Below are 13,346 nucleotides of genomic sequence, written 5' to 3'. Positions count from 1 at the left end.
AGATCGCAATATTGATTTCACACTAGCAATTCAATTTCACTTTCGCAAGGAGATCACCATGGCGAGCAACGAGGAAAAGGACCACCCGGGCGGCAATCCCGGTCAGGGCGGAGGTCATGGCGGTGGCCCCGACAAGCCGGTCAGTCTTTTCGTCAACGAAAAACCGGTCACGGTCGAGGACAAGAAGCAGACCGGCCTGAGTATCAAACAGGCGGCGATTGCGCAGCACGTCCCGATCCAGCTCGACTTCGTGCTGAGCATCGAGCGCGGCGGCGGCAAGACCGAGCTGATCGGCGACGATCAGAAGATCACCGTGCACGGCGGCGATCGCTTCCTGGCCATTCCGAACGATGACAACTCATGACCGCAATTACGCCCGCCATTGAGAAGGCCATTGCGGAAATCCGCTCATCCTTCCCCGAGTGCCAGGTCGATGCCGAACCGGATGGTTCGGGCGGCGCATACGTCATGGTGCGCGACGTGTCGCTCGGCTCACCCTATATCCAGCCCACGATCTGGGTCGGCTTTCAAATCACCTTTCAATATCCGTATGCGGATGTGTACCCGCATTTCACCTGCGCCGAGTTGAAGCGCGCCGATGGGCGCCCCCTTGGCGAAGGTCTTGGGCTCGCCTCTCATCGCGGCAAGCCCGCGATGCAGATCTCACGCCGCTCAAACAAGCTCAACCCGGCGACCGACACCGCGGCGCTCAAACTCCTGAAAGTGATGCAATGGCTTCGCACCCATCCATAGGTCCTTGGCGTCTGAGTCTGCCCGAAGGCATGTACCAGACCCTGATGCGGCACCTGTTCCCTGGCGATCACGACGAGCACGGCGCGATCATTCTGGCCGGAATTTGTCAGTCCGACCGTGGCCTGCGCCTCGTCGCGCGCGAGCTGCATCTGGCCGTCGACGGCGTCGACTATGTGCCGGGGAAATACGGCTACCGGATGCTTAAGGCCCAGTTCATCCAAAGCCGCATCTTGCGCGCCCGCGACCTCAAGCTCGCGTATCTTGCGATACATAATCATGGTGGCACGACCGCCGTCGCCTTCTCGTCAGACGACATGGCCTCGCATGAACGCGGCTATCCCGCGTTGATCGATATCGCGCGCGGCATGCCTGTCGGCGCGCTCGTGTTCGCTGGCGCCGCCGTAGCGGGCGATCTCTGGCTGCCCGGCGGGCGCAGAGCGCCGCTCGCAAGTGCCGCTGTCATCGGCGGTAAGCGCCTTGAGTTGTTTCCGCAACCGCCCGCAGTGGCGAGACGCATTCCGGACTATGACCGTCAAAGTCGGCTGTTCGGCGACCGTGGGCAAGCCATCCTGGCACGCACGCGCGTGGGCATCATCGGCCTGGGCGGCGCAGGATCGATTCTGGCAGAGTTGCTTGGCCGGCTTGGCGTGGGTGAATTCGTTCTCGCTGATCCTGACAAGGCCGAGATGACGAACCTGCCGCGCCTGATCGCCGCTTGGCGCTCGGACGCATCGCCGCCCGCATGGCTGCCGGGGCGCATCCGCGAGATGTTGCGCCAGTACAAGGTTCATATGGCGGCGCGCAACATTAAGCGCGCGAATCCGAACGCGAAGGTGATTGCCTTGCCGCGCGACTTTCTCGACGCCGACGTGGCAACGCGGTTTACCGATTGCGACTACCTCTTCCTGGCGGCGGACACGATGAGTGCGCGGCTGTTGTTCAACGCCGTCGTCAACCAGTACGGCATTCCCGGCGTGCAGGTCGGCGCAAAAATTCCGGTCAGCCAAGCCGGCGAAGTCGGCGATGTGTTCTGCGTCGCGCGCAGCGTGCGCCCGGGGCACGGTTGCTTGTGGTGCAACGGCCTCATCAACCCGGCTCGCATTCAGGACGAAGCCGTGCCGGACACGGTCAAGAAAGGCTATGCCTATCTGGACGATCCGGGGGTGGCGGCGCCAAGCGTCGTGACCATGAATGCGATCGCCTGCGCGCATGCCGCCGACGACTTCCTGTTCCATATGACCGGACTAAAGAATGACGACGCGGAGACGGCGTGGTTCCGTTGGAATTCGCGCAAGAACCGCGCAAGCTACGACGTTCCGCGTCGGGATCCGGAGTGTTTGGAGTGCTCGGGCATCGATCACGGTCGCTTGGGCCGGGGTGATCATTTCCAGCTGCCGGTGCGCCCGCGCTAGAATATGATCCGGAAAAGTGTGCAGCGGTTTTCCGAAAAGATCATGCTCAAACAAGAAGCTAAAGCGTAATGATGATTGGATCCTAATCTCATTGCGCTTTAGTGCATGAAGCGCTTCTCACGACATTCGTAGAGGCCGTCATCCCTAATGGCAAAGACCTTCTCGTCTTTGCCGGGATCATCCTCATTGACATCGCGGACGATGAGCATGCCTGGCAAGTGTAGGGAGAGAAGGCCTGCGGCGTCCTTGCCTGTCGACGTCGCGTCCAGAATGCTGTGTCCATACATGCGCCGTAACCCGGGCGAAGCCTGGTTGTACGAATCGACGGTCGAGATTTCGGTGATCCAAGTGAAGTGAGGCAGGTGCAGGCGCATCAGCAAATCTTTTAGTCCGCCCGATGCAGAGGACTGAGCGATGTGAGTACGGTAGCCCGACGCGGAGGTCAGGTAGGTGCGCATGACGATGCCGTTGTTTTTGTGCGCCGAGATGAGCTCGTTGAGAAGCCGGTCGTTCACCTCGACCCCTTGCTTTGCGAGCTTGCGACGGATGTCCTTCATGTTGCGCAAGGTGGCGTCGAGCCGACCCCACGCGGTGCGTTCGGCGGCGCCGGCCGTCGAGAATGCCCGCAGCGGCATGAGCACGACGGCGAAAACGGCGTGGTCCGCCAGGTTGAGATCGACCTGGACCGTGCCATGCAGGCGATGGCGGACCAGTTGATGAGGGTCGAAATTATACGCGGTCGCCGTTTTCGCGTCTTTGGGAAGCAGCATGTAGGGCCCAGCCTGATCGTCGTGCACGATGTAGGCCGGAAAATAATCGGCAAGCTGGTTGCTGGAGGTATTCCGTTTGCCGAACACACGGCCAATGACCGTAACGGCATGCCCGAGCGATCCGGGAGATTTCTTGTCCTGAAGACCGAGGATGACCGGCAATCCCGATTCCACGTACGGCAGGATGGCAGCGCCGACATTGGCACCTTCGACGCAAAGCGGCTGAAAGCCCATGTCGTGGATCGCTCGGATCATGCGCTCGGAGGTCAGAAAGTCGGATCCTGCCGGAAGCGAGGTTGCTTCCTCAGCCGTCGTCGGCACGGCTAGGCGCGTGATATCTGCAACCGAGAGCCAATCGTATCTGTGCCTGTGATGCATGTGGCGCGCGCCGGTCCAGATCGCGACCTGGGCACAAGCACCGACACGTGAGTCCTGCTGCATGAAGCAGGCCCCCACCACGTCAAGCTCTGCGCCGAGCAGGTTGGCGCGAACGCTGGCTCGGCATGTCACCACGGATTCAAGATCGGGACCAGCCGGGCCATCGCCACGCAGGGCGGTCCGTCCGATCGGCGCGTTGGGCAACGGCCGCACCACGCAAAAACCAAGATAGCTGCGCTTGCTGGTTTTCTGGAGAGCCACGGCTCGCTCGACCCAATTCTTGTTGGTGCCGATCGGCTCAAGATCTTCGGCAAAAAAATGCACACGCTTGCAGTGCCGATCGTAGGTCTTGAATGTCTGCGCGTAGAAGCGCCGGTAGTCGGACGAATAGTCGCGATCGATGTAACGGGATTCGATCAGATACGACTTGGCACCGATGACCATCAAGTGCCGAATGATGCTGGCGACGACGCGATGATTTCCGCCAAGACACCCAGCCAGCGTCTTCCAGTCACTCTCGCTCTTGAGCTGCCCGACGAGATAGTCGACGTTCATTGGAAATCGATTGGATCAGTGCAAACTTCATGAAAAGACGCAAACCGACGAGGCTCTATCGCAGGGCGAACTTCTTGCTTGCCTGCGCGGCACGGACTGCCTCTTCCTGAATTTCATCAATTTCGATCAGTGTCTTTTCATCCGTCTTGAGCGTAATCCCGAGCGCTTCGGCGCTGAACTCAACGGACTCGGATGTGAAGAGAAGACTTGAAGGCATGCTCTGCGGCTTATCGGGCATGTGCGGGCTGTTAGGCTTTGCGGTTGAAAGATCCAGACTTGCGAGCCACCACTATTGAGCATACAGCTCGAGCGAATGCAACGAATCGTTGCCTCATTTAAGGCGCACAACGCCTCACCGTCAATTGACACAGGTCAGCGGCCGGCCCTTTCGATATCATCGCCGGTGCGGACGAACGGTAAGTTCTTCGTTCGTTCCGTCTCGATCTGCATGGTCTCGAGCCGCAGTACGCCGGCGCCGACCAAGAGGCGGGCCATGGCGCTTCTGCGCTGCACGCCATCGAAACGCTTGGGATTCGAGATGCGTCTGGTCGTGGGCGGCGCAGCAGCAATTCAGGACTGAAAGAGTTCTGAACATTAAGCACTTGGGACCGTAGGCGCTGGAAGCGAATTTCGGCGGTTAGAGCAGATTCCGATCAGATTGAACTGTATCCTGCGGCCTTCAAGTAGTTGGCGCATTCGGCAGGGGTGAATGCTCTATAGGCGTCGGCGATTGCGGCTTCGAGGGTGTCGACAGTCCTGGCTGCGGCTTTGCGCAGGCTCGATTTGAATTTGGCAAAGGCGTTCTCGATGGGATTAAAATCGGGCGAATAGGGCGGCAGGAGCAGAAGGCTGGCGCCGCGGACTTCGATTGCGGCCCGGACGGCAGCACCTTTGTGTGCCGGCAGGTTGTCCATCACGACGACATCTTCGGGATTGAGCGTAGGTGCCAACACCTGTTCGACATAGGCGAGGAAAGCGACGGCGTTCATTGGTCCGTCGAGCGTCATCGGCACAGTCAGGGCAGTGCAGCGTAAGCAGCAGTAAAGGTCGTGGTCAGCCAATGACCGTGGGGGACCGCGGCGCGGCAACGTTGGCCACGTTTGAGCGGCCGTAAAGAGCCGGGCCATTTTGGTCGACGCGCCGGTCTCGTCGATGAAGACCAGCTTGTCAGGATCAAGCTGCGGCGCGAGTTCGCGCCAGGCTTGGCGCGCCGCCGCAACATCAGGCCTATCCTGCTCTGCTGCGTGCGCGCTTTTTTTGAAGGTTATGCCGTGACGGTCGAGGAAGCGCCAAATCGAACTCGGCGCAAACGAGGCTCCAAACTCCGATTTGAGCATCTCGGAAATCTCAACCAGTGTCATGTCCGGCTTGGCTTCGATCGCGCTTATGATCGCATCATGGTACTCTTCGATGCGCTGCGAGCGCTGGTCGCCGCCCTGCCGTTTGGGTTTTGTCGTCCCGTTCTCGCGCCATTCCCGGACAAACCGCACTGCGCTCGCAACCGAGATACCGAACCGCTCCGCCGCCGCGCGACGCGACATTCCGCCCTCAACCGCCCGGATCCGCAAATCCTCCGACAAAGGTTTGACCATGTGTGCCGGCCTCCTTGTCCAGCACACAGGGTGAATCAGAATTTGACCTCCATGGGAATCCCTTCCGATTCAAATCGGTCAGATTTTGCTCTAGAAAGAGTGAGCGGGCTCCCTCACTTCAGACGTGGGAAGCATTCGAGCGTTTTCCGAAAAAGCTTCTTCGTGACTCAAGACCTCTCAGATGAGGAAATTGCGTCTGGCCTATTCGTAGGCGCGACGACGGCGGCGTTGACGGCATGTTCGTCTTCACTTGACACGCTTCGAACGTGTGACCTTCGCCTTCGGAGTTGGTCGGGAGGGGAGCCGGCGAGCGACGATCGATGGCTCCAGATTGACATCGACACCCATGGCTACCTCTCGACTACGATTGTGCGGCCCGCCCTTTTGGGGCCACAGAGGCTCAATCGAACTGTCGCGGTTACCGAAGTGTGCCCGACCCGTGGTGAGGCAGATGAGGAATGATCATCACTGCGTTCATCGTCATATTTGTGCTCGGTGCCACAGCCTGGCTCTTGATGCACTAGATGACCGGGGCATAACAATGTGAGGAAGTGTGCCGCGGAAGCGATGGCCTTCACGGACAACGGGACATTTGCCGGAGTCGGTTAGATTCGATGTCGCGCGATTGATCGATGTTGCCGCGCCCGCGAGACCAAAGACACACTCCGCGCGTCGTCAAAATAGCCTTACATTGTGCGTTTCGTACAAACAAAAACGAGTTTGCGGGCGGTTTAGGACCAACGAGCCATCGTGCCCAATAGATGAATTTACTGCGCCTTGACGAATCTCACTTAGCTAATCGAGTTCGAAGGAGCGCTTCCGCCACGTGACTGTCGGAAGAACGTTGAGGGGGATGGGATGTCGCGACGCGATGTATCGAAACCAGAAACTGATGGTATTCTTGTTTTTAGATTCCGCGCAAAGATCATTATCGGCTTTGGCGCGGTGCTGCTCGTCTCCGCCGTCACCATGGCGTTCGCCTTTCTCGGCTTTGAGCGCGTCTCGACCGGTGTCGCATCCTATCGCGAGAGCGTCTCGGAAGCCGATCTCGCCCGCAACATCGATCGAGAGCTGCTCGCCTACCGCGCCGCGGCCCGTTACTTCGTCGTCACCGGCAAGGAGGATGACGCCAAGGCGGCGCTGGAGGCCGAGTCCAGCCTGAAGGACGCCATCGATGACGCGGTCAAAAGCGCCAAGAAGCAGGCGCGGCTGGAGAGCCTCAACAAGCTCGCCAGGGAGTTCGCCAACTTCTCCGCGACCTTCGCCAAGATCCTCGAGGCCAAGCGCGATAGCGCGCGGATCGTGCAAAACCAGCTCTCGCGCAACGCCAACCTCCTGAAATACAAGCTGGACTACATCCACAACAACGCCTCCGCCGCCGAAGCGCTGTCGATCGAATTCGGTACCAAGCAGGTCGATACCCATTTCCAGACTGCCAACGCGGCGGCCAGCAACTTTGTCCTCAATTCCGACCAGACGACCGCCAACAACGCGCTGGTGTGGCTGAAGCTCGTCGAGGAGTCCCTGAGCGCGATCTACTCGAAGGAAGACAAGATTGTCACCGTCCTCAAGGATGCCAACTCGGTGCTCGTGGCCTATCGCGAGGCGCTGGAAAAGCTGATTGCCAATGCCAAGCTGGTCGACGAGCTCGTCACCGAGATGACCGGCTCGGCCGGCGCCATCATGCAGGGCGCGACCGCGATGAGGGCGGACCTCGTCTCCGAGCAGCAGCGGCTGGAGACGGAGTCGGAAGGTACCATCGGCCAGACCAAGCAGTTCATCCTGATGCTGGCCGCCGGCGGCACGTTGCTTGGTGTTATCCTCGCCTTCGTGCTTGGTACCGGCATCTCGCGTCCCATGATCGCGATGTGCAAGGCGATGCGGGAGCTGGCGTCGGGCAATTTCGACGTCGTGCTGCCGGGCTTGGGCCGCAAGGACGAGCTCGGCGAGATGGCCGGCGCGGTCGAAGAGTCTTTGCCGCTTTTCAGTTGGCCAGGGATCGCCACGCGCTCCGAACTCTAGCTTCACCCTGCGGCTCATGTACGCGAAGCCGGCGTAGTCACTGGCGGATAAGCTCGACGGGTACTCAAGGATCAGATTTCTGTCGAACTGGAAATTTGTGTCCCGGCGCCGGCTTTGTGGTTCTGGGCTTTGGTCCCAGCGCCGCGATGCCCATCTTGCCCATCAACCGCTGCACGCGCTTGTGATTGATGCGACAGCCTTCGCCATTGAGCATCGCCGTAATCCGCTGCGAGCCCAGGAACGGCCAGGCCGTGAACAGCTGGTCGAACCGTCGCATCAGCTCAAGGTCGTTGTCATTGGCCGGCCGCGGCGGCCGATACACGCTCGATCGCGCAACGCTCAGCAGTTGGCATTGCCGGCGGATTGATAGACTCTCATGATCGCGCTGAAGCAATCCTCGGCGATCGGCGCGCTCGTCTTCCGGACTTCCTGGCTAAGAAATCTCCCTCGACGGTCAATTGTCCGATCTTGGCGTGGAGCTTCTCGAGCTCCAGTTCGTGGGCCGCCTCTCCATCCCGACCAGCGCCCGCGTCGAACGCCCGAACCGCTTGATCCTGAAGCTGCTTCTTCCACGCATAAATCTGGTTCACATGCACCTGGTAGCGCTGCGCCAGATCTGTCACCGTTGATTGTTCTCGCAGCACCTCCAAGGCGATCTTTGCCTTCAGCCCCGCATCGATTTTCCGTCTCGTCTTCATGGGCCAATCCGTTTATCAAAACGGACCGGCATCCGCACCACCTAAGCCGCCGGTCCAAAATTCGGGGTCCACTTCAGAAGAGCAGGGCGAATACCAGTACCAGGGAAACGTCGGGAACCGCGCGGTCGAGCTGCTCGGCAAAGAATTGGGCATGTTCATTAACCGCAAGGAGGTCGGCAAGCCGGGCGACTTCGCGGGTATGACAGACGACGAACTTGATGCCCAATTGCAGAGTTTATCGCGCGGGAAGAAGCGGGAGCTGGCGACGGCGCTCAGGGAACGTGAGCTGCGAGGTCCAAAAAGGGAATGCAGAAGCCTCACTGAGTAGGTGAGGCAGATCAAGCGCCGGTACCGCGCCCGCGCCGCGCGATTTCCCGGAGCCAACGATTGCCGGGCTGTGCAGGCCACCGAACTCACACCGACCTTGTCGGATATGACGCAGCCCCGATCGTCAGCCTTGAGACAATTCGTGCACGTGACGCGGCGTTCGATTCAAGCGTCTCGCCGATAGTTGTATCAAGCGCTTGCAGAAGCGCCGCGATTTCGGTTCGGCACGCCGCTTGCTTCATGCAAGGAGCATCACGAAGCAACCGATGATGTAGGGGCGGACCCAACGCGTGTACCCAGCGCATCTGCGCCGGGGCCGCTTCTTCTACTCTCTCAACGCGGCACGAGCGATTACGTTTGTCTGCTAGTTCGACTCATGCATTTAACGCACAGCCCGCACCATTTCTAGTTGGCCGTGAAGAGGACCGGCACATGGGAGCTTCGTCGCATGTATGACGTAATTGGTATCGGAATTGGTCCGTTTAATCTCAGCCTTGCCGCTCTCATGAAGCCGACCGGGCTACGGTGCCTATTCATTGACGATAAGCCGAGTTTTGCCTGGCACGCCGGAATGGCATTTTCGAACGCTAAGTTACAAGTGTCACATGTCAAAGACTGTGTGTCGCTCGTAGATCCAACCAGTACGTTTTCATTTCTCAACTTTTTGCACCGAAGTGGGCGGCTCCACGCGTTCGTCAATCGACGGTCCGGTGCAGTCTCTCGCAAGGAGTTTTGTCAATATTTCGCCTGGGTCGCAGATCAGCTTCCGTATCTTAGATTTGGGCAAAAGGCACTCGATGTGCGGCCCGAAATATCACATTTCCGCGTCACGACCACTGAGGCGGAATATCAGGCCCGACATGTCGTACTTGGGCTCGGAATCTGCCCCAACGTGCCGGATTGCGTGCGTCCCTTGTTGGGCGAACGCGTCTATCACGTGGCAGACTATCTCAATAGGGCGCCACCGGCCGCAGGAGAACGAGTCTTGCTCGTCGGCGGGGGGCAAAGCGGCAGCGAGGTGATGGAACAGCTGCTCGCAGGCCCACCCCTGAAGCAGATACTTTGGGTTACGCCGCGCGACAACCTTGAACCGAGGGACGACTGCGCATTCACCAACGAGTATTATACGCCTGCCTATTTCCGCCACTTTCAAGCTCAGCCGCTCTCACGTCGGCGCGAATGGGTGCAGGTCAAGAGGCTGAGCAGCGACGGCGTATCGCTGGATCTCACAAATCAACTCTTCGACAAAATCTATGAACGTCGCTTCGTCGACAGTGAGAACGACGGCGTCCGGTTGATCGTCAGTGCTTGCCTCGAAGGTTTGCGGCAGAATGGAGCGGGCTTTGAAGTTACGCTCAAGTGCACCGAGACCGCAGCAACACGCAGGGCGCCGGTCGACTGTGTGATCTTGGCCACCGGTTTTGTCCCCCACACGCCGCCACTCTTCGACCGCATCATGCAGCTCGCCTGCATTGAGGATAGTTTGCCCAGGATCAGATCGGACTATTCACTGGAGAGCCGGATAGCCCTGCCAGGCAAGATCTACTTCCAGAACAGAACCCGCATCCAGCATGGTTTGCAGAACGCGAATCTGTCTCTCGTCGCCTATCGCAACGCAACGATCGTCAACAGCATCATGGGAAAGGAGTTCTATCCGGTGGACATGGATCCATCGATGTTGTCGCGTCTGGCTGAACTGGAGGAGGAATGATAAGAAAGCTGCGCGATAACATCGTGGCACGCCATTTTAGGGCCTCTAAATTTGCCGTCGAGAGTGGCGAGTCCACGCGCTTGGATTGCCACGCCGACAGCGAGATGTTGTTCGTGTTCTCCGGCACCGGCTCGCTCACCTATGGCGACGGGTCGCTCTCTACCACACAGCTCGGCCCCGGAGACATGCTGCTGATGTCTCCGTTCACTACCCATCTTATCAAGAACGATGGGGCGGAACTCCTGGTCGTGGGAAATGCTTGGTGGGAAGATCGGCAGACCGTTGACGAAAGCGTCAAAGCCCCCACCAAGGCGCCGCGCACGCGCCTCGTTCTGCCGAGCTTTACAACGCCGAACGGGCGGATGCATCTTGGGCATCTGGCGGGGCCGGTGGTCGCTGCCGACATGTTTACGCGAGCGCAAAGGACACTTGGGCTCGACTGTTACCAGCTTTGTGGGACATTGGGTTTTCAGACGCATGTGGCGATCACCGCTGCGCGCGAAGGGCGGAGCTACCAAGAAACCTCGCGCGCCTACTCGGATGATTTTCTCGCTAACTACCGTCTGCTGGGGGTGGACTTCGATGTGTTCGCGACGCTCGACGAATTGCCGCGTTTCGAACGGGTCGCTCGCGAGTTCTTAGCCACGCTGGAGGCCGGCGACCATCTCATCGAGAAAACTGCCCGCGTTCCGTATTGTGAGCACGGGCACGGATACTTGTTCGAAGCCCACGTGCGCGGCTCCTGTCCGCACTGTGGCGAAGTGATCAGCTCGGAATGCGAGAACTGCGCGCTGTTCGTGCCGGATGAAGAGCTGATGGATCCGGTCTGCAATCATTGCAACCGGCCGGCAGCGTGGCGGCCGCTGAAGCGCATGTTCGTGCCGCTGGAGCCGCATCGCGCAGTGCTTGAGCGATACCTGATGTCGGGGGCCTACGTCGGCAAAATGCCGGATTTCGTCGCCCGGGTGTTGCAGCGCAAGTTGCCGGACATTCCGCTCGGAATCTGTTCATCTGACGGACTTGCTCTCCCGCTGCACGGGCAAGAGGGCCAGAACCTCTATTCGGCCGTCGAGCTCGCCCCCCGCTTCTTGACGGCACAGGATATGCTTGCCTCCCATGCGGAGCTCGGCGCGGACGAGGTCGAGCTCGTGCTCTTTTTTGGCTCCGACAACGCGTATCTGCGCTGCATCACCTTCCCAATCCTGCTCCACCTTTACGACGCGAGCAGATTTCGCATCGTGGGTTTTTTTGGCAACGAATTCTACCAGCTTGACGGCCGTAAGCTCTCCACCTCGCGCGGCCATGTCATATACGCCGACGATCTCACCCGCCAGGGAATTCCGGCCGACTGGCTGCGCCTATATGTCTGCCATACCCGTCCATCGGTTGCCTCGACGAGCTTTAGCTTTCTCGAGGCCTTTGACTGGATCGAACGGCGCCGCGGCCTGCTGGCATCCGTCATTCATCACATCAGCCAGTCGGTCGAAACGCGTCGCGGCGGAACGCTCCCGGAGGCCGGCACTTGGGAACGCCTGCATCGCGCATTCTATCAACACCTTTGCGAGCGTCAGCAAGAGGGCCGGCGGCTATTCTCGGTCGAAGGATTCGACCCGCGGCGGATCGCGGAGCTAATCGACCGCTTGCTTCACGACCTTGATGGATTCGCAACAGAAGCGCTTGGCGCGCGCTATCACCCGGGCATCGAGCGCGCCGCCTGCGCCCTCAGCGTTGCAGGCCTGCGGCTGTGGGCGACGCTTGCCTGGCCGGTGATGCCCGGGCTCTGCACCGCACTCCTGGCGCGCCTTGGCATTCGAGAAGTGCCATATCTGAACCACGCCTTGCAATGGGTTCCGGCGGGGCGATCCTTCGACACCAGAGGCTGGACTGTATGACGGAGTTTCTCCTCTATATCAATTATCGCCGACTCATACGAGAAAGCATTCGTGCATTCGAAGCGGCACATCGGCTCGGATACCGCGTCGCTGTGCTTGGTCAGCCGCTGCCACCGGAACTTGCCTGCTACGTCGACGAGTGGCGCCAATGTAATCCCGCAAGCCTTGTCTCGCTCGAGAGCGCCGTCGAGGAGATCAGAAAGTGTATCAAAATTGCCGGTGTGGTCTGCTTTACGGAAACTGCTGTGGAAGCCTGCGCCATCGTTGCCGCGAAATTGCGGCTGCCCGGGTTGCCTCACGCATCCGTGTCCGCGGTGCGGGACAAATCGATACTGCGCGAGCGAACTCAGTCCGTTTCCGGCCTCACGCACCGCCTTTTGCAGAATGATAGCGATCTGGAAGAGTTCATCAGTGTGGCGGGACTTCCGGTCATCGTGAAACCGGTGAACGCCTCGGGCAGCACCGGAATCTACCTCATTCGCGAGCCTGCCGACCTGAATGTCTTTCATTCCACTCGCAAGAAGATCGGCAATCCGTCGTATGACCCGACTTTGCGCCGGGAAACGCTGACGTTCCTGGCGGAGCGTTATATCGGCGGGCAGGAGGTGAGTGTGGAAGGGTACGTTTGCGGCGGTGAAGTCACCGTCGTCGGGATCACGCACAAGCTCACCTCGGATCCCTATTGCCTGGAGGTGCGGCATATTTTCCCTGCCGACCTCGATGGTGAGATGCGCAGCATGATTGAAGCAAAGACCAAAGACTACGTGCTGGCGCTGTGCCTGGACAATGCATCCTTCCACCTCGAAGGTAAGTACGACGGCTCGCAGTTCGCGCTCATTGAGGTTGCTGCCCGGCCGGGAGGCGATTACATCGCGTCGCATCTGGTCCCGCTTGCGTTGCACTATGACTTCTACGAAAACCTTGCTCGCATTGCGGTGGGCACGGCACCTCAGCCTCCGCCCGCGCCGCAGCGGGTGGCCGGGATCCATTACGTCTTGGCCAAACAGGAAGGGCGGCTGCTCGGCTATCGCGGCCTCGAGGCGGTTCTCGATCACCCTTGGGTCGAGCAGGCGATCGTCGAAACATCGATCGGTACACACATTGTGCTTCCGCCGAGCGATTTCCGTCTTCAACGTCTGATCGCGGTGATCAGCACCGCGCCGAGCCAAGCACTGCTCACGAAGCACCTCGATTGGGTATCGGAGACGATCACCCCAGTCTTCGCCCTCGAGTGAA

14 protein-coding genes are annotated in these 13,346 nt (G+C 59.6%); 7 read left to right on the top strand and 7 right to left on the bottom strand.

Annotated elements, in window-relative coordinates; translation table 11 throughout:
• Window positions 1–58: 58 nt before the first annotated feature.
• Genes N2602_RS32500 through N2602_RS32490 form a run of 3 tightly spaced genes read left to right on the top strand, consistent with a single transcriptional unit; the run spans window position 59 to window position 2,165 of the window.
• Window positions 59–364 (top strand): multiubiquitin domain-containing protein, encoded by a 306-nt coding sequence (locus tag N2602_RS32500; RefSeq protein WP_260380664.1) that lies wholly within the window; start codon window positions 59–61, stop codon window positions 362–364.
• Window positions 361–753 (top strand): hypothetical protein, encoded by a 393-nt coding sequence (locus tag N2602_RS32495; RefSeq protein ID WP_260380663.1) that lies wholly within the window; start codon window positions 361–363, stop codon window positions 751–753. The genes N2602_RS32500 and N2602_RS32495 overlap by 4 nt, the downstream gene beginning before the upstream one ends.
• 29 nt (window positions 754–782) lie before the next feature.
• Complete coding sequence (locus N2602_RS32490; RefSeq protein ID WP_260380662.1) at window positions 783–2,165, top strand: ThiF family adenylyltransferase; 1,383 nt, start codon at window positions 783–785, stop codon at window positions 2,163–2,165.
• Window positions 2,166–2,263: 98 nt separating this feature from the next.
• Here the strand turns inward: N2602_RS32490 and N2602_RS32485 are convergent, their stop codons facing one another.
• The 4 genes from N2602_RS32485 to N2602_RS32470 all read right to left on the bottom strand — a co-directional run bounded on the left by N2602_RS32485 (window position 2,264) and on the right by N2602_RS32470 (window position 5,460).
• Entirely contained in the window at window positions 2,264–3,868 is a 1,605-nt protein-coding gene (locus tag N2602_RS32485) for a hypothetical protein (protein WP_260380661.1), read from the bottom strand.
• Window positions 3,869–3,923: 55 nt separating this feature from the next.
• Entirely contained in the window at window positions 3,924–4,106 is a 183-nt protein-coding gene (locus N2602_RS32480; RefSeq protein ID WP_260380660.1) for a hypothetical protein, read from the bottom strand.
• 134 nt (window positions 4,107–4,240) lie between these two features.
• Window positions 4,241–4,363, bottom strand: coding sequence for a hypothetical protein (locus N2602_RS32475; RefSeq protein WP_260380659.1), 123 nt, complete (start codon window positions 4,361–4,363; stop codon window positions 4,241–4,243).
• 158 nt (window positions 4,364–4,521) lie between these two features.
• Window positions 4,522–5,460: an IS630 family transposase gene (locus tag N2602_RS32470; protein WP_260380658.1), complete on the bottom strand. Its 939-nt coding sequence runs from the start codon at window positions 5,458–5,460 to the stop codon at window positions 4,522–4,524.
• Between the two features lie 858 nt (window positions 5,461–6,318).
• Between N2602_RS32470 and N2602_RS32465 the strand changes: the two genes are divergently transcribed.
• Complete coding sequence (locus N2602_RS32465) at window positions 6,319–7,482, top strand: HAMP domain-containing protein (protein ID WP_260380657.1); 1,164 nt, start codon at window positions 6,319–6,321, stop codon at window positions 7,480–7,482.
• Window positions 7,483–7,546: 64 nt separating this feature from the next.
• On the opposite strand, the gene N2602_RS32460 is transcribed toward N2602_RS32465, so the two are convergent.
• From N2602_RS32460 to N2602_RS32450, 3 genes are all read right to left on the bottom strand, one after another.
• Complete coding sequence (locus tag N2602_RS32460; protein ID WP_260380656.1) at window positions 7,547–7,876, bottom strand: IS3 family transposase; 330 nt, start codon at window positions 7,874–7,876, stop codon at window positions 7,547–7,549.
• On the bottom strand, window positions 7,857–8,180 hold the full coding sequence (locus N2602_RS32455; protein WP_260380655.1) for a transposase: 324 nt from the start codon (window positions 8,178–8,180) through the stop codon (window positions 7,857–7,859). The genes N2602_RS32460 and N2602_RS32455 overlap by 20 nt, the downstream gene beginning before the upstream one ends.
• Window positions 8,181–8,253: 73 nt before the next feature.
• Window positions 8,254–8,406, bottom strand: coding sequence for a hypothetical protein (locus tag N2602_RS32450; protein WP_260380654.1), 153 nt, complete (start codon window positions 8,404–8,406; stop codon window positions 8,254–8,256).
• Between the two features lie 549 nt (window positions 8,407–8,955).
• Here N2602_RS32450 and N2602_RS32445 point away from each other — a divergent pair.
• From N2602_RS32445 to N2602_RS32435, 3 genes are read left to right on the top strand one after another with little or no spacing between them, the layout of a single operon-like run.
• On the top strand, window positions 8,956–10,218 hold the full coding sequence (locus N2602_RS32445; protein ID WP_260380653.1) for a lysine N(6)-hydroxylase/L-ornithine N(5)-oxygenase family protein: 1,263 nt from the start codon (window positions 8,956–8,958) through the stop codon (window positions 10,216–10,218).
• The gene (locus N2602_RS32440; protein WP_260380652.1) at window positions 10,215–12,110 is read left to right on the top strand and encodes a class I tRNA ligase family protein; all 1,896 of its coding nucleotides are present in this window, start codon (window positions 10,215–10,217) and stop codon (window positions 12,108–12,110) included. Before N2602_RS32445 ends, N2602_RS32440 begins: the two co-directional genes overlap by 4 nt.
• Window positions 12,107–13,345 carry an ATP-grasp domain-containing protein gene (locus N2602_RS32435; RefSeq protein WP_260380651.1) on the top strand — a complete coding sequence of 413 codons (1,239 nt, stop codon included), beginning with the start codon at window positions 12,107–12,109 and terminating at the stop codon, window positions 13,343–13,345. The genes N2602_RS32440 and N2602_RS32435 overlap by 4 nt, the downstream gene beginning before the upstream one ends.
• Window position 13,346 lies beyond the last annotated feature (1 nt).

It is taken from the genome of Bradyrhizobium sp. NC92 (assembly GCF_025200865.1).
Taxonomy (GTDB): Bacteria; Pseudomonadota; Alphaproteobacteria; order Rhizobiales; family Xanthobacteraceae; genus Bradyrhizobium.
Note: the sequence above shows the minus strand (reverse complement) of the source record. Positions and strands in the feature narration are given on the sequence as shown.

Bases quoted from the DNA above. Each gene is read 5' to 3' on its own strand.
- N2602_RS32440 (WP_260380652.1), top strand. From the start codon at position 10,215: ATGATAAGAAAGCTGCGCGATAACATCGTGGCACGCCATTTTAGGGCC.
- N2602_RS32455 (WP_260380655.1), bottom strand. From the start codon at position 8,180: ATGAAGACGAGACGGAAAATCGATGCGGGGCTGAAGGCAAAGATCGCC.
- N2602_RS32485 (WP_260380661.1), bottom strand. From the start codon at position 3,868: ATGAACGTCGACTATCTCGTCGGGCAGCTCAAGAGCGAGAGTGACTGG.
- N2602_RS32495 (WP_260380663.1), top strand. From the start codon at position 361: ATGACCGCAATTACGCCCGCCATTGAGAAGGCCATTGCGGAAATCCGC.
- N2602_RS32435 (WP_260380651.1), top strand. From the start codon at position 12,107: ATGACGGAGTTTCTCCTCTATATCAATTATCGCCGACTCATACGAGAA.
- N2602_RS32500 (WP_260380664.1), top strand. From the start codon at position 59: ATGGCGAGCAACGAGGAAAAGGACCACCCGGGCGGCAATCCCGGTCAG.
- N2602_RS32490 (WP_260380662.1), top strand. From the start codon at position 783: ATGTACCAGACCCTGATGCGGCACCTGTTCCCTGGCGATCACGACGAG.
- N2602_RS32465 (WP_260380657.1), top strand. From the start codon at position 6,319: ATGTCGCGACGCGATGTATCGAAACCAGAAACTGATGGTATTCTTGTT.
- N2602_RS32480 (WP_260380660.1), bottom strand. From the start codon at position 4,106: ATGCCCGATAAGCCGCAGAGCATGCCTTCAAGTCTTCTCTTCACATCC.
- N2602_RS32445 (WP_260380653.1), top strand. From the start codon at position 8,956: ATGTATGACGTAATTGGTATCGGAATTGGTCCGTTTAATCTCAGCCTT.
- N2602_RS32475 (WP_260380659.1), bottom strand. From the start codon at position 4,363: ATGGCCCGCCTCTTGGTCGGCGCCGGCGTACTGCGGCTCGAGACCATG.
- N2602_RS32470 (WP_260380658.1), bottom strand. From the start codon at position 5,460: ATGGTCAAACCTTTGTCGGAGGATTTGCGGATCCGGGCGGTTGAGGGC.